Origin of the sequence: Cohnella mopanensis, from assembly GCF_022352055.1 — a bacterium.
Taxonomy (GTDB): domain Bacteria; phylum Bacillota; class Bacilli; order Paenibacillales; family Paenibacillaceae; genus Cohnella; species Cohnella mopanensis.
This window is the reverse complement of sequence record NZ_JAKRWM010000004.1, coordinates 213,438-233,848: the sequence shown is the minus strand read 5'-3', so window position 1 is coordinate 233,848 and position 20,411 is coordinate 213,438. Positions and strand designations below refer to the sequence as shown.

Here is a 20,411-nt window from a genome sequence, read left to right as displayed (position 1 = left end):
TTGATTAACACCTTTATCATATCATGCGGTTATGACAAAATCTCTCATTCTTTTGATATTTTCGACAAAAAATAGGACAAAGATCCTCCGGATGCCAGTTTTATAGTCGTCTCCTCCGCCAACCGGGCATCTTCCCTAATTTCTTCGGCTAGGGAAAGCTGGAAAGCCGTTAAGCTCTCGGGAACGAAAGGAATCGATCCCAACCTTTTCCCATAAGCCTCTGCTAGATCTGCTAGGCAATCGAGTGCATGAGCGCGATAGATCGCTTGTTTTACCTTTCGCTCATCGAGAGGCTGATCGGGCGGTATGGAAATCCGTTGACGAACAAGCGTGAGGAACGCATTACAGCTCTCCTCGGACAAATCCTCCCGCCAATCCTTCCAATCGTCCGCTAGCTGCAACGTTGCCAGCACAAGATCTATTGCCGTCTCTAGCTCCGGCAAGCTATCTCTCCCCCCGGACAATTGAAGCATGCCCGCCGCGCATAGCTTAACCGGAGCCGACTTTGCCGCAAGCTTGCCGGGATCGTACGGATCGGCCTGTTGCTTATTTTCCTGGGATACGGCTACTCCCCAAGCTTCTATATAACGCCTGTAGTCTTTCCACATCGGCGATTCCGCGGCAAAATGCCGCCCGTAGCGCTGCCGAAACAGGTCTTGATAGAGCTGCCCGAGCACGAGAGCATCGCGTATCTCTACCTTATTCATCAGAGCTCCCGCATCCATAACGTCATCCATCAAGAAAAAATGAAGCATGGCGTATATGTTGCCGATAGCCAGATCTTCGCACATGACGTCCGAGGACCCGGAAATTCGTTCTTTAAGCCAGTAGGGTAAGAGAAAGGTAATATAATTCGTGCTAACGTTACCCTCTGTCGGGTTGACCTTGGCAAGCAAACCAAGACCGATCTCGTTCAGAGGCGCGGGGAACAAAGCGATCTCCCGCTTCGCCTCGGAGAAGATAAACTCGATCTCGCTTTCGAAGCGTTCGCGCCATTTCATGGATGAGTCTCCTATCCATATCTTCGTTAGTATTTTATACCATTATATCAATGAACTGTGCGCTTCGCTGGTTATCTCTTAATTCGTCATCATTCCCTTTTTTGTTAATGCAAACGTTTGCGCATTTATAAAAGCTGGGTTAAGATTAGGAATATTATCTCAATTATTGCTAATCGAACCTTAGAAAGGGCGGCTACTATGAAACAGATAGAGGCAAATAGGTCCAAGACAAAATTCAATCTTTTGTCTGCGTTTAGTTTTCGCTTGTCGCAGCTCAAAGTCACTCATCGCATGATTCTGCTCCTGGTTATGTTGACGATCGTTAACATCGTAGCCAGCGGCTTCGTCCTGTACCAAAATGATATTGTGCAGAAGGAAATGAACAAATCGGATAAGCTCCGGAAGGTTCAAGAACAGTACAACGTGATGTCCAAGAAATTAGAAATGTCCACGTTCATGTATATCGAAATATTAGAGTCCTACACGGCTTCGAAGAAGGATACTGTCGGCACTAACTTAGAAGAGGTGGAACGCGCGCTCCCGCAATTAGAGAGTAACCTCAAAGAGCTGGATACCGAATTGGGAGCTAAAGATTTTCGCGAGTCGTTCGAGTCGTTGGCCGCGAGATCTCTTCTAGGATATAAAGCCCTGAAGAAACAATACGATGCCTTTGAACTGATTATGGAACAAGAAATCAAAGACAAAATGCGCCGCGATCTACTTACTTCATACTCCGACGTTCTCAGCAAGACTGACATCGATGCTCAAGCCAAGTTCGCGAAAGCGACGGAATCGCGGGACAAAGCGCTATCCAAGGCCATCTCCTCTTCAAATACAAGCGTGCTCGTTAACATCATCGTTCTTGCCCTGCTTCCTGCTCTAGCTATGACGGGACTGATCTATCAGATCAGAAGAAGCCTTAGCGCGATTACCAAGCATATTGAAGCTTACAAGAATAACGACTTTACATACGACCGCGTTCTCGTTTCGAAAGATGAATTCGGGATCATTGATCGTTCATTAAGAGAGATGGGCCAAGAATTACGAGAGACCCTCTCTTCCACGGTTACAGTCAGCCAGCAGGTTCTCGACGTGGCACTGCTCATGTCCACCAGCCTGGCCGACAATAAAGAAGCTTCCCAAGCGGCAAGGCAAGAGGTTGCCGCCAGCAAGACGCTCGTCTCGTCGCAAAGTCAATCCAACGCTTCCATCTCAGCCGTCACGGAGGAAGTATCGGCAAGCTCCCAACAAATATCCGCGTCCAGTGAAGCCATCAATAACGATATGAAGGAAATGCGCAAATCTTCCTATGAAGGCAAAGAGAAAATGAACGAAGTCGTTCAACTCGTCACCGCAACTTCCAAAGAATTCGATGAGCTATCCTCCATCCTGCACTTGATGACTGAAAGATATGGCAAGGTTGCTCAGTTGCTCTCCGGAATCAGCGATATCACATACCAGACGAACCTGTTATCGCTCAATGCGTCTATTGAAGCTTCCAGAGCCGGAACGCATGGCAGCGGCTTTGCGGTCGTAGCCGGAGAGATCCGCAAGCTGTCCGGACAGACGGACGGATTGTCCAAAGCGATTGCCGAAGACCTGAAACAGATTCATGCCGATCTGAAGCAATGCGAGAGCAGCCTGGACTCGTTCGCAGGATTAATCGCCAAGACCAAAGCCATTTCCGAGACATCAAACACTACGTTCCACAGGTTAGAAAACCAAAGCGGCGAATTAGCCGTGAAGATGGACGAAATCGCCTCAGCGATTCATGAGATTTCGGTAGGAATGACGACGATCGTGGAATCGGTAGAGGAATTGAATGAATCTTCCCTTAACATCAATGGGCGGATGAACCAGGTAGGGACCCTTTCAGAGGAGCAGTATCAAATATCGGACAAGCTGATGGCAATGGCCGACAGCCTGAAAGGCGCTTCCCAATCGCTGCGTCAGAAGACCAACTCCTTTACACTCTAACTACCTAATAACGCCCTCCATGTGCCTTGACGGCTCACGGAGGGCGTTTATTATAGCTAGTTCTCATAGACATGCAGGATACCGTTTTTCGGAATTTTCAGCTTGGGACCCTTAAAGCCCCTACGGATTAGTTCTTTGCGAATATAGATCATCAATGCCGCATGGCTTACGATCAGCACGTTCTCCTCACCCGAAGACATGATTTCGTCTAGAATCTTTGCGATCCGTTTTTCCGCGTTCTTAATATCCGAACGGGTTTGGCGACTGAATAACCAAGAGAACCGAATGAGGATAGCCCACCCTAAGAATGGAAACTTAAGCTTGGTCTTGAACTTCGGGGAGGGTATTTCCCTCAGCTCGGACTTCGCGTGGACGGTTCCGTCGTAAATATGCTCGGCGGTTCGCCTAGCTCTGGACATGTCGCTGGAAAAACAACGATGCCACTGCGTTCCACCGAGATCCGTAGATCCCATTTCAATATCGGCGAGGTCGTATTCCTGAAACCATTGCGTCACTTCGTCAGCGCTGAATCGTCTCCCCTTCGGATACTCTTTCTTCACTTTAAAATGTCTGACTAAGCCGATTTTCACGATTATCATCCTTTATACAGACATGTGGGGAAGCAGAAGCTCCGAAATCCTACTGAACTGACCGTCCCAGATTTGATATTTGCAGATCACCTTATCCGTATCCGGCGAACAATTGGAATGGATATAACAGCCATCGATCCCTGCCCGACGCGCTCCTTCGATATCGGTTGTGGAGTCGTTTCCTATCATAATCGCCGAAGATAGGTCTGCTCCATATTCACGAACGAGATACTCGTAAAATAACTTGTCCGGCTTGCAGATTCCCGCTTCCGAGGAAATCGCAATCCCATCGAAATAATCATATATCCCTAGTAAACGCAACTCCGCTTCTATGAACGTCTTTTGCCCGTTGGAGAGCAAATACACTTTTTTATGATTAGCTTTCAAACTCTTCAGCAAATCTTCTACGCCATCATACAAAGCTAATCTTCTGATGGACAGCATCCGGAACCACCGCACCGTCTCTTCCGCCCAGGCCGGGGTCGCTGCGCCCCCTCTTCTACGGGCCATCTCCGTAAATGTCTCATGCATGTCGAAATCGGGATGCTCGCATTGGATTCGGGGCGCAGCCATCTGCCGCTTAATCTCTGCCTGAAAATCTTGCGCCAGCTCCTCAGGCTTAGCAGGCATACCGTTGTACTGGAAATGTAAGCTAAGCCGTTCCCACAGCTCCGGTGAATCCTCATCCGTATGGATATCGATCAATGTCCCGTATAAGTCGAAAATATAGGTATTATAGATATTCGATCTTCCTTTCATCTTCCTCATGGTTTCAAGTTAAGGCCTGCAGCCGTATAATCGCCTGAGCCCTATCAACGACCTCTAGCTTACTGTAGAGAGTGCTGATATAGTTCCTCGCCGTCCCCTCGGCAACGTGCAACGTTTCGGCAATTTCGCGGTTATTCAAGCCCTGCATGATCAGCCGAGCGAGTTCCTCTTCTCTATCGGTAAGGTTGATATTGTCCGATTTGGATATATGCCTAATCGCATATTCCTCCGTCATCTTGTTCATCCTCACTGCCAACTTGGCTGCGACGGGAGCCGGAAGAATAAACTGCCCGGACACCGTATCGCGGATGGAGGCGATCATTTTATCCCCATCCATATCCTTTAGCATGTAGCCGTTTGCCCCGTTGGCCATAACCTCTACGATGTAATCGGTATCGATAAAAGTGGTCAGCATCAAAATGGAGGTTTCGGGACAGCTCTGCTTGATTCGTTTCAGTGCGGCAATTCCGTCCATGATAGGCATCTGAATATCCAACAGGACAAGATTGGGGTGGGAAGCTTCCGCCATCTCGCAAGCTTCCAGCCCGTTCTTGGCTACGCCGATCACTTCCATATCGTCTTCCAAATCCAGAATCATTCTGAGACCTTCCCGCGTCAGCATCTGATCGTCGGCGATCACTATCGTGATTTTCTTCATTCCGAATCCCCCATCCTTCGCATCGAATATGGCAAATCGATCCTTAGCAGGAAGCCTTCATTGGGCCGGGAGTCGATCGATAAACTGCCTCCGAGTTGTTCCACGCGGTCTTTCATCGCTTTCAAGCCGAAACCCATCGCAATCTCGTTATTGCTCTCCCCGTTATTCCCTAGCCTGAACCGCAAGATCGTTCCTTCCGAATCCAAGCTGAAGCGAAACTCCGTGCTACCTCCATGTCGTATTCCATTAGTCAGGCCTTCCTGCAAGGCATGGTAGATCGTCTTCTTCTGGGCAGTCGATAATTCGGGCAACCGATCAATCGCTGCATGAATGATTACGCCCGTATTCCGCTCCGTATCTCGAATCAATTGATTCAACATAGCTGCAAGGTCGGTATACTTGTCCTCCTTCAGCATATGGACGGAGCCGCGGATTTCGTTCAGGCTATGGCGGACGAGATCCTGCGCTTCCTGCAGTCGCATTGCGGCACTTTCCGCGTCCTTATGCATCAAGCGCTTCCCCGCTTCAATCTGGATAACCGTCGAAGTAAGCGTATGTCCGACGATGTCGTGGATTTCCTGAGCGATCCGATTCCGTTCCTCATAGACGGAAGCTTCGGCCAAAGCCGTCGACGTCTCGAGCATCGACCGCTCCAGGCTGCGCGTCCTCTCCTCCACCTGGTCTTCCAAACTATTCTTCAGCTCTTGAATGCCCGTGAACAGCTTGGCATTCGCGATAGAGATAGCGGATTGCGCCGCGAGCAGCTTCAAGACGTCCAACCTCTCCGACGTGAACACGTTAGGCGATAGCTTATTCTCCAAATAGAGCATGCAAATCAGCTTATTCTGATGCATGATCGGTAGGCAAAGGATGGATTTCACCCCATTGTTCCTCACGTACGGATTACGGACAAACATCCCTTCTTTGGCCGCATCGTGCAGAACGACTTGCTCTCTCGTTCTGATCGAGTATCCGACAATGGCTGCGGGCATCAAGTCATGTTGTTCAATCGGGATGGACTCGATCGGAATGGACCCGATATTAAGCTCCTCTGCCGTCCCGAACACTTCGACCGACCATCCTCCATCCTGTTCGAACAATAGCGCTCCGAAATCCGCCCCCGCATTATGAAGCATCGTACGCATCATCGTGTCCAGCAAGCTACCCATTTCCATTTCGCCGGACAACACTTGCGCGGACTGGGCCACGGACAAATAATCGATGCGCTCGATCCCCGACTCCCGCTTAATGTTCAGAAGATGGCCGTATTGTCGCTCCATATCGGCCGCTTTCACCGTTGCCCCCCATTGAAGATACGCATCATACGCTTCCGTTAAATAAATTTTCGCCAGATGCAGCTTGCCTTGACGAAGACCGTATTTCCCGCAGCATTCCGCGGCTATGGCTACATCATGGATAAGGCCGTAGGTTCGAGCCGATTCGATCGATTGGGCGTACAATTCTTCCGCTCGCCGGCTTTTCCTCTTTAAGCGGGCCATTTCGGCTAGGATAAGCAGGTATTTATGCCGATAGTTTTCGGGGCAGCGCTTGGCGTATACTTTTGTGATTTTCAGAGCTTTACGCATTCGTGACCAGTACTCCCGTTGTTTCTTGGCAGGAAGCTCCTCATAAAGCTGCGCCCAGACAAGCACCTCGTAGGTGTATTGATGAGCACTATCAAGTGCGTTCGTACGCGATGCCATAATCGCCGCCGACTTCTTCAACGCCTCGTTCGCTTCTTCATACCGACCTAAGATATAACCCGTGATATAGCGATACCCGCAGACCATTTCCTCGATCAATTGGGTGTTATCGCCTTGAACCGATTCACCGTAATCCGGCTTGCTTACATCCTCGATCGGGAACGGATCTCCGGGCGCACGATTTCCCGCGAGCCGCTCATAAATCGCGATGAATACAGTCGCCTGCTTCCATAATAACTCGTTGTTATGGCGGCGAAACTCTCCGGAGTACGCAAGCAATCTTTCGTAGATTTCCCTAAGCGGACGGCCGAACAGAAACATCGAACCGCAACTAATTAGCACGCTCTGATTCCCTTGCCACAGATCGCCCGACTCCAACCCGACTTTACCGGCATGTTCGCTGAACATATCTAGCAACTCCGGTTTATATTTGCGCCAACTGTCGTGACATAGCGAGAACGAGGTAAGCGTCTTAACGTGCAAACCCGGATACGGTCTGGATAAATCATAAGCCAACATGCCCCATTTGAATGCTTCTTCAAAGCGATGGAAGGTAAAGCACTGGTACATGGCATAACCGACAAATCCGATCGAAGCCTCGGGAGTCATCCCCTTATCCAACGTCATCTCGACCATCGCGAACGTAGCCGCGAGCCATTTCTTCTTATCCGTAAAGAACAAAGCATTGCTCGCGTGAACTAAAGTCGACATGGCTATCTTGCTAGCTTCGTTGGTCATGGGGGGCAAGCGGGTGATCGACTCGATCGTATGCTTGCGAAGCTTGCGGTTCAACCGAAGCCCTTGGCGCAGCAACTGAACCGTCTCGCGTTGAAACTTGATATTCAATAAATCCAGCGTTTGAAGTCCCAATGAGATGACTTCCGCGTAATTGTCCTGGCTGGCTTCCAATCGAATCATCAAGTTGTAGACATGCGCTTTGTCCATATCGGAGGTCGCTTTCGTCAGCAACAGTTGAAACAATTCATTCGCCGCCTCGAAATGCGAGCATAGAAACTCCAGTTCCGCCTGCTCTCGGAATGCGCGAAAGGCGAGCGAATAGTCGCTATGCCAATCGACGTCGGCCAACAGATCCGCAGCGCGACGCATATATCCGAGCGCGGTCTCGTATGCGGTAGATTGCTTGGCTTTCAATCCCGCCAGCAAATTCAGGTCAGCCAATTCCAACCTTTGTTCCGGACGTTCAAGCCGATTCAATGCCCTGTTCAGATGGTTAACCACTTCGAACTCGTTAATGTCCCCGACCGTTCTCATACGTTCTGCCAGCGATGTACCTATTTGCAAATGAAAATCGGAACGCTCATCCTTATGAATCAGCGCGTAAGCCGCTTGCTGAATCCGGTCATGCTGAAATTTGTACTGTTTGTCGACCTCGCTAACGACTTGCAAGTATCCTTCGCGTACCGCGTAATCCAGAATGCCCGATAATTCGTCAACGGAGTGTTCGACAAAAGGGAGCAGGCTCTCCAATGCGAACGGGCTTCCTAAGAATGCGGCCCGACTCAGTGCTAGCGCGCTAGGAGCAGGCAGATGCTTAAGCTTCTCCGAAATATAAGCAGCGGCATTATCGGCAACGTTAGTCTCGGCTATACGCAATAAATCCCATTTCCATCGTCCGCTGAATTCATCGAACGCAACCAGTTTGGCCTCGAATAAATCTCGGACAATTTGCTTAAGAAACAGTGGATTTCCATCCGTTTTTTGCAGCAGGACCGAGACAAGATCGTCAGCATCCGCTTCGATGTCTCTCATAGCATCGCTTAGAATCTGCTTCAGATCCGCGGATACAAGCGGGTTTAGATGAATGCGGCTCAGTGTCGCGCCTCGCTCCGTCAATCGAGATTCCATATGGCTAAGCGAATGCGGCACCCTAAATTCCTCTTCCCGATAAGCCGCTATGACAAGCAAATGTTTCGTCTCCCAATCTTCCAACAGATGAACCAAGTATTGGAGCGAGGCTTCATCCGCCCACTGAAGATCGTCAAGAAACAGGACAAGGGGCCGTTCCCGGGACGCGAACAGCTGGAAAAACCGATTCAGAATGAGATGGAATTGACGTTGAGCCTCAAGCGGCGGCAACGCCTGTACCGGCGGTTGCGGTCCGATCAACAATTCCATCTTGGGAACCCGTTCGACCAGGATCTGCGCATAGCCCTCTAATGCGTCCAGAATACGTAACTTCCATACTTCGATCTGCAGCTTGCTCTCCGTCAATAGTTGACCGACCAATTCGCCTATCGCCTGAATCCATACGTCGTACGGTGGCGCAGCACGGTGGGGATCGAATTTCCCCATCGCGAACAACCCTGCGTTAGGCACCGCCTTGCGAAGGGTTTCCATGACGAAGAAGGTTTTTCCGATTCCCCCTCCGCCGCTGACTTCGACCAACTCCACGTTTCCTTCTGCCGATCGTCTCAGCGCGTCGAGAAGGCGTGCCTGCTCGGAGCTTCGACCGTAGAACAACGAAGGAAGGGTCAGTTGATTCGGAATGTCCTGCATGGCAAGCGGGAACGCTTCAACCTTCCCCATTCTTTCCAGCATGGCCAGACAAGTCTCCAGGTCCGACTTGAGTCCGTACGCGCTCGCATACCTAGCATCGGGGCTCTTCTCCATACATTTTCCGATAATGTCGGACACTGCCCTAGGAATGGAGGCATGCTTATCGTGCAGCGATTGAGGTGCGATAGCAAGATGATGGTAGACGATGTTCAATACGTCTTTTTGCTCAAACGGAAGGCTACCCGATAGCCATTCGTATATAGTAACACCTAGCGAATAGAAATCAGAACGATAGTCCTGAGTCACTCCGGTTCTGCCTGTCTGCTCTGGAGAGATATAAGGCAGGAGCGTATCCGGACGATCCGTTAGGGAAGACAACGGGCTCTTATCGGATTCAATAGAACAAAAGCGAATATCGATGAATCTGGCTTCGCAGGTTTCCGGATTGACGAGAATATGACTAGGCGTAATTTCATGGAGCGTAACTTTCTCACGATGAATCTGCATCAGACTGCCGGCAACGGCTATTGCCACGCGAAGAAGCTCGGCTAACCCCGCATCGTCTCCGCGTAAGCGCATAATTTGATCGAGCGTGTTCCCCCCGATATCTTGAAGAAGCAAGATCGGACGATCCGATTCCGTCTCCAGATCGTACGCTTCCAGCGCCCCCCTGCCGTCCAGCTTCCGAAGCATGTCGTACTGATGGCGAAAGGCCGAAACCTGTTTCTCGTCCGGATACGCGTCGCGCGTCGTCATGGCAATGACACTCAGCCGATCCTCGTAACGTTGCAACCGATATAAGCTGATATCCGCTTGGCTTCCGAGCCTCTCTACCGTTCGATAACCCTGCAATTCAAACATCATGTCAAACTCCCCGGCTGCATCGATTGTCGGATCTCTCATGATCAAGTCCTTTCGCTTATTATATCATCGGTACTAGTAAAAACGATCAACCTATTGCTCGATAAAAGAGGCTATTCCTCCGGTGACCGTTACGACACCTTAGAAATAACCTCTTCTATTTAATCCTTTTACTTACTCTCTTGCGCAAGCATCTTCAACAGAACAGTTACAGCCTCTGCTCTCGTCGTGGTGGCGTTAGGATCGAACTTGTTGCCGCCTTTGCCTTGCATAACTTCAAGCTTGGTTAACGCCCCGATTGCGCCTTTTGCCCATGAAGGGATAAGCTTGTCGTCTACAAAGCTTGTTGCTGTGTTCGCTTCAGCAGTCAGCTTAAGCGCACCGGCAACAATTGCTGCCATCTCAGCGCGAGACAGCTCTGCGTTCGGACGGAATGTACCGTCCGTGAAGCCTTTAATGATGTTTGCTTGCACCGCTTGCGCGATCGCTTCGCGAGCCCAAGCACCGATCTTCGCTTTGTCCGCGAAGCTTAGTTCCGCCGCTTGGCCTGTCGGCTTCAGCGCGTTGTTCAGCATGACCGCGAATTCGGCGCGCGTCACGGTCGCGTTCGGCTTGAACGTTCCGTCCGTATAGCCTATTACGATACCTTGCTTCACGGCTTCTTTAATATTCGCTTCCGCCCAGTGGCCGGAGATGTCGCTCAGCTTGACCTCTGCAGTCGGCTCTGTCGTTTCCGTCGACGTCGATTGGTCCGCTACCGGTAATCCCGTTTTCTCATCCACGACAAGCACCGCGAATTTCGTGAAATGATTAACATCAGCGCTGATGCGATCGCCTTTGATCTTGCCGCCTTCAACCTTCACCCACGTTTTCTTCGCTTCATCGTAGTAGAAGATCGCTACCGTTTGGCCGTGCTTTATTTTCGTAGCATCGAATTTCAACGTCAACGTGACCGGCTTGCCGAAATTTTCCGGGAAATTCTTCAGCACTTCATAGATCGCGCTGGCCGTAATTTCTTTATTGCCTAGCAGACCTTGCGCGTTCAGCACTTTTTCGATCGTCAGCTCCAATTGCTTGCTCGACGCATTGGCCGGAACGGAAATTTCGATATCGCCGTCCAGGCTCACCTCGCCCGCTCTACCGGCCGGAATGGTGATTTTACCGTTCTTGGAGGTGACCGGACTGGCTCCGCCACCGCCACCGCCTCCGCTCGAACTAGAAGGAGCAGACGCCCGATTTACCGTGACTGTATAGGTCGTGCCGCTGCCATCAACGGCGATGACGACAATTTCGACTTTATTAATCCCTACGTTAAGCGGAATCGCACTGCTTGTTACTCCGCTTGCCAAGTTAATCGGGCCAGTCACCAGCGTATTCGCGCTATTGTATACGTTCGCGGTCAAGCTGCCGTACTCCGCTTCTAGTACCGTAGCCTTTATGGTGGTGCTAGACACAGAGTAAGGTACGCTTGCCGTATAGGCATAGACGCTTCCGCTCACGGATTCACTTAATGTAACTCCGCTAAGGCTCAACGAACTCAAGCTTACTTTAGAACCTAACGTCGTAAAAGCAACCTCTTGTCCGTAGGTAATTCTGCCTTCGCTAATCGCATACGCCCGAACATGATAAGTCGAATTGGATTGAAGTCCGGTAAGATTAACCGTATAAGCTCCTATTCCCGCCGTTCCGGCTTTCACTTTAACATCACTATAAGTTGGATTAGCGTTCAAGGAATATACGATTCCTCTTTCCTCGATCGTGCCGTTCCCGGTGGAAGTAACATTACCCCCGGCAGTTGCCGTCATCGTAGTAACCGAACTTATATTACCGGTATCGACGGTTACCGTCGATGACGATGACGATGCTGTAATAAATCGATAAGTATTGGAAAAAGTATATTGGTTCCCATTATTGAAAGCGATGACTTTCCAATAATATTTCTTGCCTTCTTCCAACCCGCTCACGCTATAAGAAGTGTCCGTCAATCCTTCGGTATCAAGCTCCAATACCGATTTGAATTCAGCATCCTCTGCGATTAACAAGAAGTAACTGGCCGGATTACTCGAATTGCTCCATTGCAAGGTAACTTGGGTTGACGTGCCGGAACCATCCGCAGGACTTACAAACGTCGAAGGGCTCGGGAAGGAATTAGGGATTAACAATATAGGTTCATATTGAGCGTTCGCTTGTTTGATTAGTTCATAACTACCCGAACCATCCGGGGTAAACCGGATCGCCTGTTTCTCCGCCAAGCTTTTCTTCGAAGAGGAGTACGCAACCTCATCGTCGTCAGTCCACATTCCAATCCATGCACTGGAGCCGAATGCTCGATCGCCGGCGCCTAATGCAATTAAGTGTGGATATTGGAATTGAACGACATTCGTCGTTTCATAGAATATCACTTGGTATGTTCCAACAGGAGCGTCATTTATCGTCATGTTCGTGAATTGAATCACGAATTTCCGATAGGGCTCTGCTCCTACCGTCTTATAGATGACCTTGCTTGCTGAACTAAGTATAGGACCGTAATGAGGGGAGATTCCGCCTTCAGGATAATCACGATCGCCAAACAATAGCTCTCCGCCTGTCGTAGCATAAATCTCATCGTATTCCGTTCCAAAATACTTAAATTTGGAATTTGGACCGAACCCTATCGGAATGCCATCGGAAACATAGTCGCCCCAATCGTCGGATTCATAAAAATTCGCGACTTCCGTCCCGTTATCCAATGTCTCCACAGGCTGGTTCACGGGTTTCGGGCTGTCATCGGAAGGCACTACGAATCGATATGAATTTGAAAAGGTGTAACCATTGTTATTCTCAGCGGCGATCTTCCAATAATAGGGTTGACCTTCTTCCAGTCCGTTAACATCAAATGAATGCTGCTGGATCCCGTCTTGATCTTTCACCGCATGAATAAATTCGGCATCCTCTGCGATCAGCAGACGATAGGAAGTTGCCCCGTTCACGGCGCTCCATTGGAAAGTAATATTCGATGACACAAAAGAGCCATCTGCCGGGCTTACCGGCACCGGAGTTCCCGGATACAAATCGGGAATCAATAAAATCGGTTCATAGACGACGTTAGCATCATAAGCGGCATAGGCTTCTATGCCGGCTCTGTTAGTCGTCTGCGTATAACCATTCGATCCATCAGGCGTGAACCGAATCGCTTGCTTCTCCGCTAGGCTTTGCTCGTATTCGGAGTATTCAATGCTGACCGATGGACCGCTTATTCCAATCCATGCATCGGAACCAAATGCTTCCTCACCGTGAGTTAATCCTACAAGATTCGGATATTGAAATTGAATAGAATTATCCGATTCATTGAGTATGACTTGGAAGGTGCCAAAAGGAGTCGAGCTGTTTCTTTGACTATAGGTCATCATATTCGTATATTGGATCACGAATTTTCGATTATGCCCGTCCCCAATCGTCGTATATAAAACCTTGCTCTTGGTAGTCACATATAAGTCATCGTCGAAAGGAGCAATCTTTGTGGAGTTAGGGGAATCAAATCTTAAACTACCATTCGATGAAACATAAATTTTATTGTAGATATCCCCAAAGAAATTAAACGGAAACGGCAAATCGATCACATCCGCATCTCGATCGTCAGCATAATCAGCCACAGCTCCGCTACCATCTCGGAAAATCGCTTCCGTACCGCCAATCAACGTCTCTACCGGCTGATTCATTGACGTTAAAGATGACCCGCTTGCCGCAGAGACCCTGGATGGATTAACTCCCGTTACCCAGCTTGCCATTAAGACAAAAGATAGAAGTAATAGTAGAATTTTTCTCGAATCGTTTTTTTTCTTCATTGAAGTGTCTCCTTTTGTTTTTTACAGTCCCCTTTTCCAACGATACGTAGGACATCTATCCCACTATAGTTTCTATTGATCTCGGTATGTAGTGAGCGTTGTCATCTCTTTGTCATGTGACAAAGTGGATATTTCTTGCTATTTCGCCCATAAAAAAGAGGCTATTCCTTCGACTGTCTGTTCGACTGCCTTAGGAATAACCCCTTATTATGCAACCGTATTTCACTTCTTCAAATGATAGGGAACGGTTGTTACGATAACATTTTTACGATAGAGCAGGCGAGTACGGATCATTAAGCTGGTCTGGTTATGCAGGATATTATGCCAGCCTTTCTTGGGAATAAACTGCGGAATAATGACCGTAACCTGATAGTTCGACTCGCTCGCTTTGCGCTGTACGGTATCCACGAACTTCAACAAGGGCTGAATCACCGACCGATAGGGTGAATGCAATGTCACCAATCTCACGTCCGGCTTCCAGTTGCTCCACTTTTCTTCGAACAGAACCGCATCTTCTCTCTCGAAAGGGACGTAAACCGCGATAATCTGTTTGGCGGCGAGGGATTGAGCATAGTGAATGGACGACTCGACGACGTGCGTGATTCCGGCTACGGGCAAAATGATCACATTGCCTTCTATCGGGATTATGGGCTCGCAGGTTGTAATGCTTAACTGATCGCCGACGGATTCATAATGCTTCTTAATCCGGTGAAAAACAAAGATAATAAGCGGCAAGAAAACCAAGACCGACCAGATCTGCGCGAATTTCGTTAAGAAGAACATCAAGGTGACGATTAGACTGATCAGCGCCCCGATGGAGTTAATGATTAGCTTCGGAATCCAGCCCTTCGGCTTCTGGCGGATCCATTTGACGATCATGCCCGTCTGGGAGAGCGTGAACGGGATGAACACCCCCACCGCGTACAGCGGAATCAAATGCTCGGTTTGACCCTCGAATGCGATAATGAGAATAATGGATAAAATGCCGAGAATAATGATCCCGTTGGAATAGCCTAGCCGGTCTCCTCTAATCGTGAACATTCTGGGGATGAATTTGTCTTTGGCAAGATTAACCGCTAGCAAAGGGAAGGCCGAATACCCGGTATTGGCGGCAAGAATCAAGATTAAAGCGGTCGTGCCTTGAATGAAATAGTACATGAAGTTTCGTCCGAAGGTGTGCTCGGCGATCTGGGAGACGACCGTGACCTCGACTCTAGGCGTTATCCCGTAATCATAAGCCAGAAATACGATCCCCGAAAATAAGAGGGCCAGCAATCCGCCCATAGCCAGCAAGGTTTTAGCGGCGTTATTGGGGGCCGGGTGCTTAAAGTTCGGAATCGCGTTCGATATCGCTTCCACTCCCGTTAAGGCGGAGCTGCCCGAAGCAAATGCCTTGAGGAGCAAGAACAAGCTGATGCCCGCCACCGGCGTACCGAGCGGCGCATGCAAATCGGCCGGAACGTTGCCCGCGGCAACGTTGTATAGGCCTACCCCGATTAGAATAAACAAGGCCAGGACAAACAAATAAACCGGATAGGCTAATATCGAGGCGGACTCCGTGATTCCTCTTAAGTTCAAGACGGTTATAAGCAGGACAAAAATAACGGCGATCATTACTGTATGCTCATGCAAACTCGGGAAAGCGGAAGTGATAGCATCCGTGCCAGCCGACACGCTAACGGCTACCGTGAGGATATAGTCCACCAACAACGAGCCTCCCGATATCAAACCGGGATATAAACCAAGATTTTCCTTGGATACCACATAAGCTCCGCCTCCATGCGGATAAGCAAATATAATTTGCCGGTAAGACAAAATCAATGCCAATAACAACACCAATACGCCGACGGCAATGGGGATCGAATACCAGAAGGCTACGGCGCCGACCGTGATTAAGACCAATAAAATCTGTTCCGGACCGTAAGCAACGGATGATAACGCATCCGAAGAAAGGATGGCTAGCGCCTTAGCCTTAATCAGCTTCTGCTCGCCTAACTCCGCCGATTTCAACGGTCGCCCGATTAATAATCGTTTTATTAAAGATAGCAATTCTCTCACCGCCAAATCGAATTCCCATTAGTGATACTATTTCCACTTGCCCTGTTTTGAACCGCGCAAAAAAACCGCAGAGATCCCTCCCGCGGTCTGAATTGAACCGAAGTTGTTTCACCTCTCTAATAACGCTTACGAGGTTAGCTGGCGGATTCGGGCTTTTAGAGAATTAGCCCTACCATGACGCTTAGATCAGCATCACGGATTCACCCCAGGCGACGAACGAACGTCCGCCGAAGTTGGGTCCCCCGTTTTCCTTACGGAAACTCAGCGAGTCTTGATATAGGTCTTACAGGTTTGATCATATATCGCCTGATCGAATTGTGTAAAACAGGAAACTGCGCCTAAAAACATCAAAATTGACTATGTTTGAGTCATGAATGCGGATACATAGGGTCGGCTCGCGAGCAATTTGTCTAAATGATTAGTTATCACCGTTTCTTGAGTTATCGTCTCAGAAAAGCGAAAAAACCACACTCCGATGAGTGTGGTTTTACTTGGCAGGGACTATTTCGTAATAACGAGCTTACCGCCTGCAGCTTGGTCTGCGACTTGAATCAGAAGCTCGTCGGTTGACGGGTTATACAGCCAGCCTTCCGCACCGGCAGCTAACTGATCCGCCGTTAGGCGTTGCAATCCCTCTACTAAACTGGCAGTGAATCCACAACGACGGAACGAGAAGCGAAGCAGCTTGCGCGTAGGCTTAAACCCGCTCGCGGCGGCGTAACTCCAGTTCAATTCAATAGTCTTCGGACTTCCGACTACATTAAGGGACAACTCGGAATACGACCCCTGACGATAGTCGAAGCTAACGCCGTCATCTTCATATAGTGTATATGCGGTTTCGAAGCCGGTTGACGCTACGGCTCCGTAGATGTGGAACGTTACCGACTCATCCGACTCGTTATCGGCGCTTTGCTTAAGCGGTCCCTCGGCGAGGATCGCCCCTGCCCGAACGTACATCGGCATGATTTCGAGAGGAGCATGCGCCAGAATCGTCCGGCCTCCCTCGTGAACTTCTCCCGTCCAGTAGTCGATCCATGTTCCCGCTGGCAAATAAACGGAACGGTGATCGGTATCCGGGCGATATACCGGCGCGATCAAAATATCTTTCCCCAGTAGGAATTGATCGCATAGGTTCGTCACTTTCGGATCCGCCGGATACTCGAGCAGCAACGGACGAACGATCGGCAAGCCGGTCGTTGCGGCCTCTTGGAATAGATTATAAAGATGAGGCATGAAGCGGTAGCGCAATCCGATATAGTCGCGTACGATTGCCTCGGCCTTGTCGCCGAACGACCATGGCTCCTGACGAACGGTACCGATCGCGGAGTGGTTGCGGCAATACGGGAAAAACGCGCCCATCTGCGTCCAACGAACGAGCAATTCGCCCGAAGCGTGATGCGCGAATCCGCCGATATCCGGACCGGCGAACGGTATGCCGGACAATCCCATATTCAGCACCATCGGCATCGCCATCGCCATATGCTCCCAGAAGCTGCGATTGTCGCCAGTCCATACCGCAGCATAACGCTGAATGCCGGAATAGCCGGCGCGCGTAAGCACGAATGGCCGTTGTCCATCCAATTGGCGGCTAAGCCCTTCATAGGTTGCCTTGGACATCAGCATCCCGTACAGATTGTGCAGCTCTTCGTGGGTACGCGGCTTGCCATTGTTTCCGTGCATCGCATCTAAATCCATCGTCTTGCTCTCGTTGAACAAAGCCGGCTCGTTCATATCGTTCCAGATGCCTTGAATGCCAAGCTCCGTATAGTAGCGATGCAGATCTCCCCACCACTCCGACGTCCGGTCTTCGGTGAAATCCGGGAAAGCGCTTATGCCCGGCCACACTTCTCCTAGCACGATATCGCCTTCCAGCTTCTTAACGAAGTGGTTCTCCCGAACGCCCTCTTGGTACACTTTATATTTCGGGTCTTTCTTCACGCCCGGATCGACAATAGGGACGATTCGAATGCCTAATGATTTCAGCTCCGCCATCATCGCTTCGGGATCGGGGAAACGCACCGGATCGAAGGTGAATACGCGGTACTCGTCCATATAATGAATATCTAAATAGATGACGTCGCAAGGAATTTGTTTCGCACGGAAAGATCGGGCTAACTCCAGAACCTCTTGCTGATTCATATAGCTGTAACGAGACTGATGATACCCGATTGCCCATTTCGGCGGGAGATCGATCCGTCCGGTCAGTACTGTATAACGGGAGACGACATCTTTCATCTGCGGCCCGTTAATAAAATAGATATCGTATGCTCCTGTTGAACAAGAAATCGAGAATGTCGTGTCCGAAGCACGCATGTCGAAATCCGATCTTCCGGGGTTATCCAGGAAAAGTCCGTAGCTTTGCTCGCCATGCGTATGAATCAATAGAGGAATCGATTGATAGAGCGCTTCGATCTCGGGCACATGCGGCGCATACACATCCGTATTCCAGTTCGTATAACGTTCGCCGCGTTTGTCCAAGAAACCCGTCTTCTCGCCCAAACCGTAGAAATGGGATTCGTTAGGCATCTCGTAAGTGGCGCTTATTTCGCCTCGCGCATCCCAACTGACCGGATTCTGACGTGCAATCGTTTGCGCTTTGAGATCTTCGATCAAGAAGCTGCATTTGCTCTTGTCTACGATCAAGCGAATCGTGGACGTAACGAAGATGAATTTAGTGTCGTTCTCTTGCGTTTTAACTTCCACATCGCTTACTTGCGGCAATACCCCGGGTGTCGTGGAGAGATCCACTTGCTCGCCCTGAAATATTTTTATCCGGAATACATCGTCCGTCAGAAATAGGATGGCCGCATTTCCTTTGTTGCCTCGGCAAATGAACGTGTTCCCGTCCTGCTCGAGCGACTTAAAGTACCCGATGCTTTTCCGTAGCGCTTGTTCTTCCGATGACCCGAACTGATCGGGTCGTATTGCTGAACTTCCTTCCATGTCCTTTACCTCCGTGTGATTATGGAAAGAGGCGACTACCGATTACCCGGCGCGCGCCCCTTTCCATAGTTTACTATATTTGATTATACTTCTTTATTTTGTTTTTAGGCTATCCCATGCTTTTTGCAATCCATCGAACAGCGCATTTTTATCCGATTTACCAGCGACGTAAGCTTGAATTTGATTCCCGAATTCGTTCATGCCGCCATCCGGGAACTTATTGAAGTTCCAGCTAAGCGCTTTACCTTCTTGGCTGTATTTCACGACCTCGGCTCCCAGATCGCCTAAGTCTTCGCTTGTCGCTTCAATGCTCTTGAATGCCGGAATGAATTTGAAATCCTTCGCGATATATTTTTTGCCGATATCGGAAGTGACAAGCCAGTTGAGGAATTCTTTCGCTTCCGGTTTTACCTTGGAGTTCTTGTTCACGACCCAGTTGTTCGGAACGCCAACATACAATTTATCGTTGTCTTCCGCATTGTCGTTGATAGGCATTGGCAGAATTCCGATGTTCAGATCCGGGTTAATGCCGTCGATCTGTACTTGCGTCCAGTTCCCTTGTTGCGTCATCGCGGCTTCGCCGTTCGCGAATAGGGTCATCTCGGTGTTGTAATCCGTCGTTAACGGATTTTTGTTGCCGTATTTCAACGTCAGATCAACCAGCTTCGTCCATTCGTCGAAGGTCGCGTTGCCGGGAATTTTCTCCGTGCCTTCGTTTAGCCCTTTAATGAAAGCATCCGGATCCTTCTGATGCGCGAATGCTACGTTAATCGTGTGGTTCCCAAGAACCCATAGCTCTTGATACCCGTTCGCGAATGGCGTAACGCCGATCGCTTGCAGTTTCTTAGCCGCTTCTTCCAGCTGAGCTAATGTCGTCGGAGTTTCCGTGATGCCTGCTTTGGCGAACAGGTCTTTGTTATAGACGAAGCCGTAACCTTCCAGATTCATCGGTTGGCCGTAGATTTTACCGTCCTTGGTCATCGGCTCTTTCGCAACGTCTACTGTATCCGCCACCCATGGCTGATCGGACAAATCTTCGAGTTTATCGAACCAAGTTCCCAAATCCCTGTAACCGCCGTTGTTGAAAATATCGGGTTCTTCGCCGGAAGCGAATTTCGCTTTTAACGCCGCGCCGTAATCCGCGCCGCCGCCTACCGTTTGAATATCCAGCTTGATGCCGGGATGAGTGCTTTCATATTCCGCTTTAAGCCTGTTAAGCGCTTCGGCGATTTCGACTTTGAATTGGAAAATCTTAATCGTCTTCGTTGCCGCCGTACCGCCGGACTCGGCATTGTTGCCTTTGTTGTCGGCTTCTTTGGATCCGCAAGCGGATAAAATCATCGACAACGCGAGCGTCATCACTAGTGTAAGCTTGATGTTCCTTTTCATGGTGGAGCCTCCCTATTCTTCTGTGTAGTTGCTTAACGAAATCGTTTACTTCTTCATTGTAGAGCGTCTAATTCCGCTATAGTAGGCAGGATATTGATCAAACAGGTAGACGGGAGTGACCT

At 49.5% G+C, this 20,411-nt stretch carries 10 protein-coding genes and 1 riboswitch; of the genes, 1 reads left to right on the top strand and 9 read right to left on the bottom strand.

Annotated elements, in window-relative coordinates:
* Window positions 1-44 precede the first annotated feature (44 nt).
* Entirely contained in the window at window positions 45-1,001 is a 957-nt protein-coding gene (locus tag L3D05_RS08400; RefSeq protein WP_239615580.1) for a hypothetical protein, read from the bottom strand.
* A gap of 198 nt (window positions 1,002-1,199) precedes the next feature.
* Between L3D05_RS08400 and L3D05_RS08395 the strand changes: the two genes are divergently transcribed.
* Complete coding sequence (locus tag L3D05_RS08395) at window positions 1,200-2,978, top strand: methyl-accepting chemotaxis protein (RefSeq protein WP_239615579.1); 1,779 nt, start codon at window positions 1,200-1,202, stop codon at window positions 2,976-2,978.
* Window positions 2,979-3,034: 56 nt separating this feature from the next.
* On the opposite strand, the gene L3D05_RS08390 is transcribed toward L3D05_RS08395, so the two are convergent.
* From L3D05_RS08390 to L3D05_RS08355, 8 genes are all read right to left on the bottom strand, one after another.
* On the bottom strand, window positions 3,035-3,577 hold the full coding sequence (locus L3D05_RS08390; protein WP_239615578.1) for a phosphoglycerate mutase family protein: 543 nt from the start codon (window positions 3,575-3,577) through the stop codon (window positions 3,035-3,037).
* A gap of 3 nt (window positions 3,578-3,580) precedes the next feature.
* Window positions 3,581-4,327, bottom strand: a complete 747-nt coding sequence (locus L3D05_RS08385) for an HAD family hydrolase (RefSeq protein WP_239615577.1) — start codon at window positions 4,325-4,327, stop codon at window positions 3,581-3,583.
* Between the two features lie 13 nt (window positions 4,328-4,340).
* Complete coding sequence (locus L3D05_RS08380; RefSeq protein WP_239615576.1) at window positions 4,341-4,994, bottom strand: response regulator; 654 nt, start codon at window positions 4,992-4,994, stop codon at window positions 4,341-4,343.
* Window positions 4,991-10,117 carry an AAA family ATPase gene (locus L3D05_RS08375; RefSeq protein ID WP_239615575.1) on the bottom strand — a complete coding sequence of 1,709 codons (5,127 nt, stop codon included), beginning with the start codon at window positions 10,115-10,117 and terminating at the stop codon, window positions 4,991-4,993. The genes L3D05_RS08380 and L3D05_RS08375 overlap by 4 nt, the downstream gene beginning before the upstream one ends.
* Window positions 10,118-10,245: 128 nt before the next feature.
* Window positions 10,246-13,899: an S-layer homology domain-containing protein gene (locus tag L3D05_RS08370; protein WP_239615574.1), complete on the bottom strand. Its 3,654-nt coding sequence runs from the start codon at window positions 13,897-13,899 to the stop codon at window positions 10,246-10,248.
* A gap of 222 nt (window positions 13,900-14,121) precedes the next feature.
* Window positions 14,122-15,948 carry a potassium transporter KimA gene (gene kimA / locus L3D05_RS08365; protein WP_239615573.1) on the bottom strand — a complete coding sequence of 609 codons (1,827 nt, stop codon included), beginning with the start codon at window positions 15,946-15,948 and terminating at the stop codon, window positions 14,122-14,124.
* A 116-nt stretch (window positions 15,949-16,064) separates the two neighbouring features.
* A riboswitch (cyclic di-AMP (ydaO/yuaA leader) is annotated at window positions 16,065-16,234 on the bottom strand.
* A gap of 224 nt (window positions 16,235-16,458) precedes the next feature.
* Window positions 16,459-18,900, bottom strand: a complete 2,442-nt coding sequence (locus L3D05_RS08360; RefSeq protein WP_239615572.1) for a glycoside hydrolase family 31 protein — start codon at window positions 18,898-18,900, stop codon at window positions 16,459-16,461.
* Between the two features lie 93 nt (window positions 18,901-18,993).
* Window positions 18,994-20,289, bottom strand: coding sequence for an ABC transporter substrate-binding protein (locus L3D05_RS08355; RefSeq protein ID WP_239615571.1), 1,296 nt, complete (start codon window positions 20,287-20,289; stop codon window positions 18,994-18,996).
* Window positions 20,290-20,411: the final 122 nt, after the last annotated feature.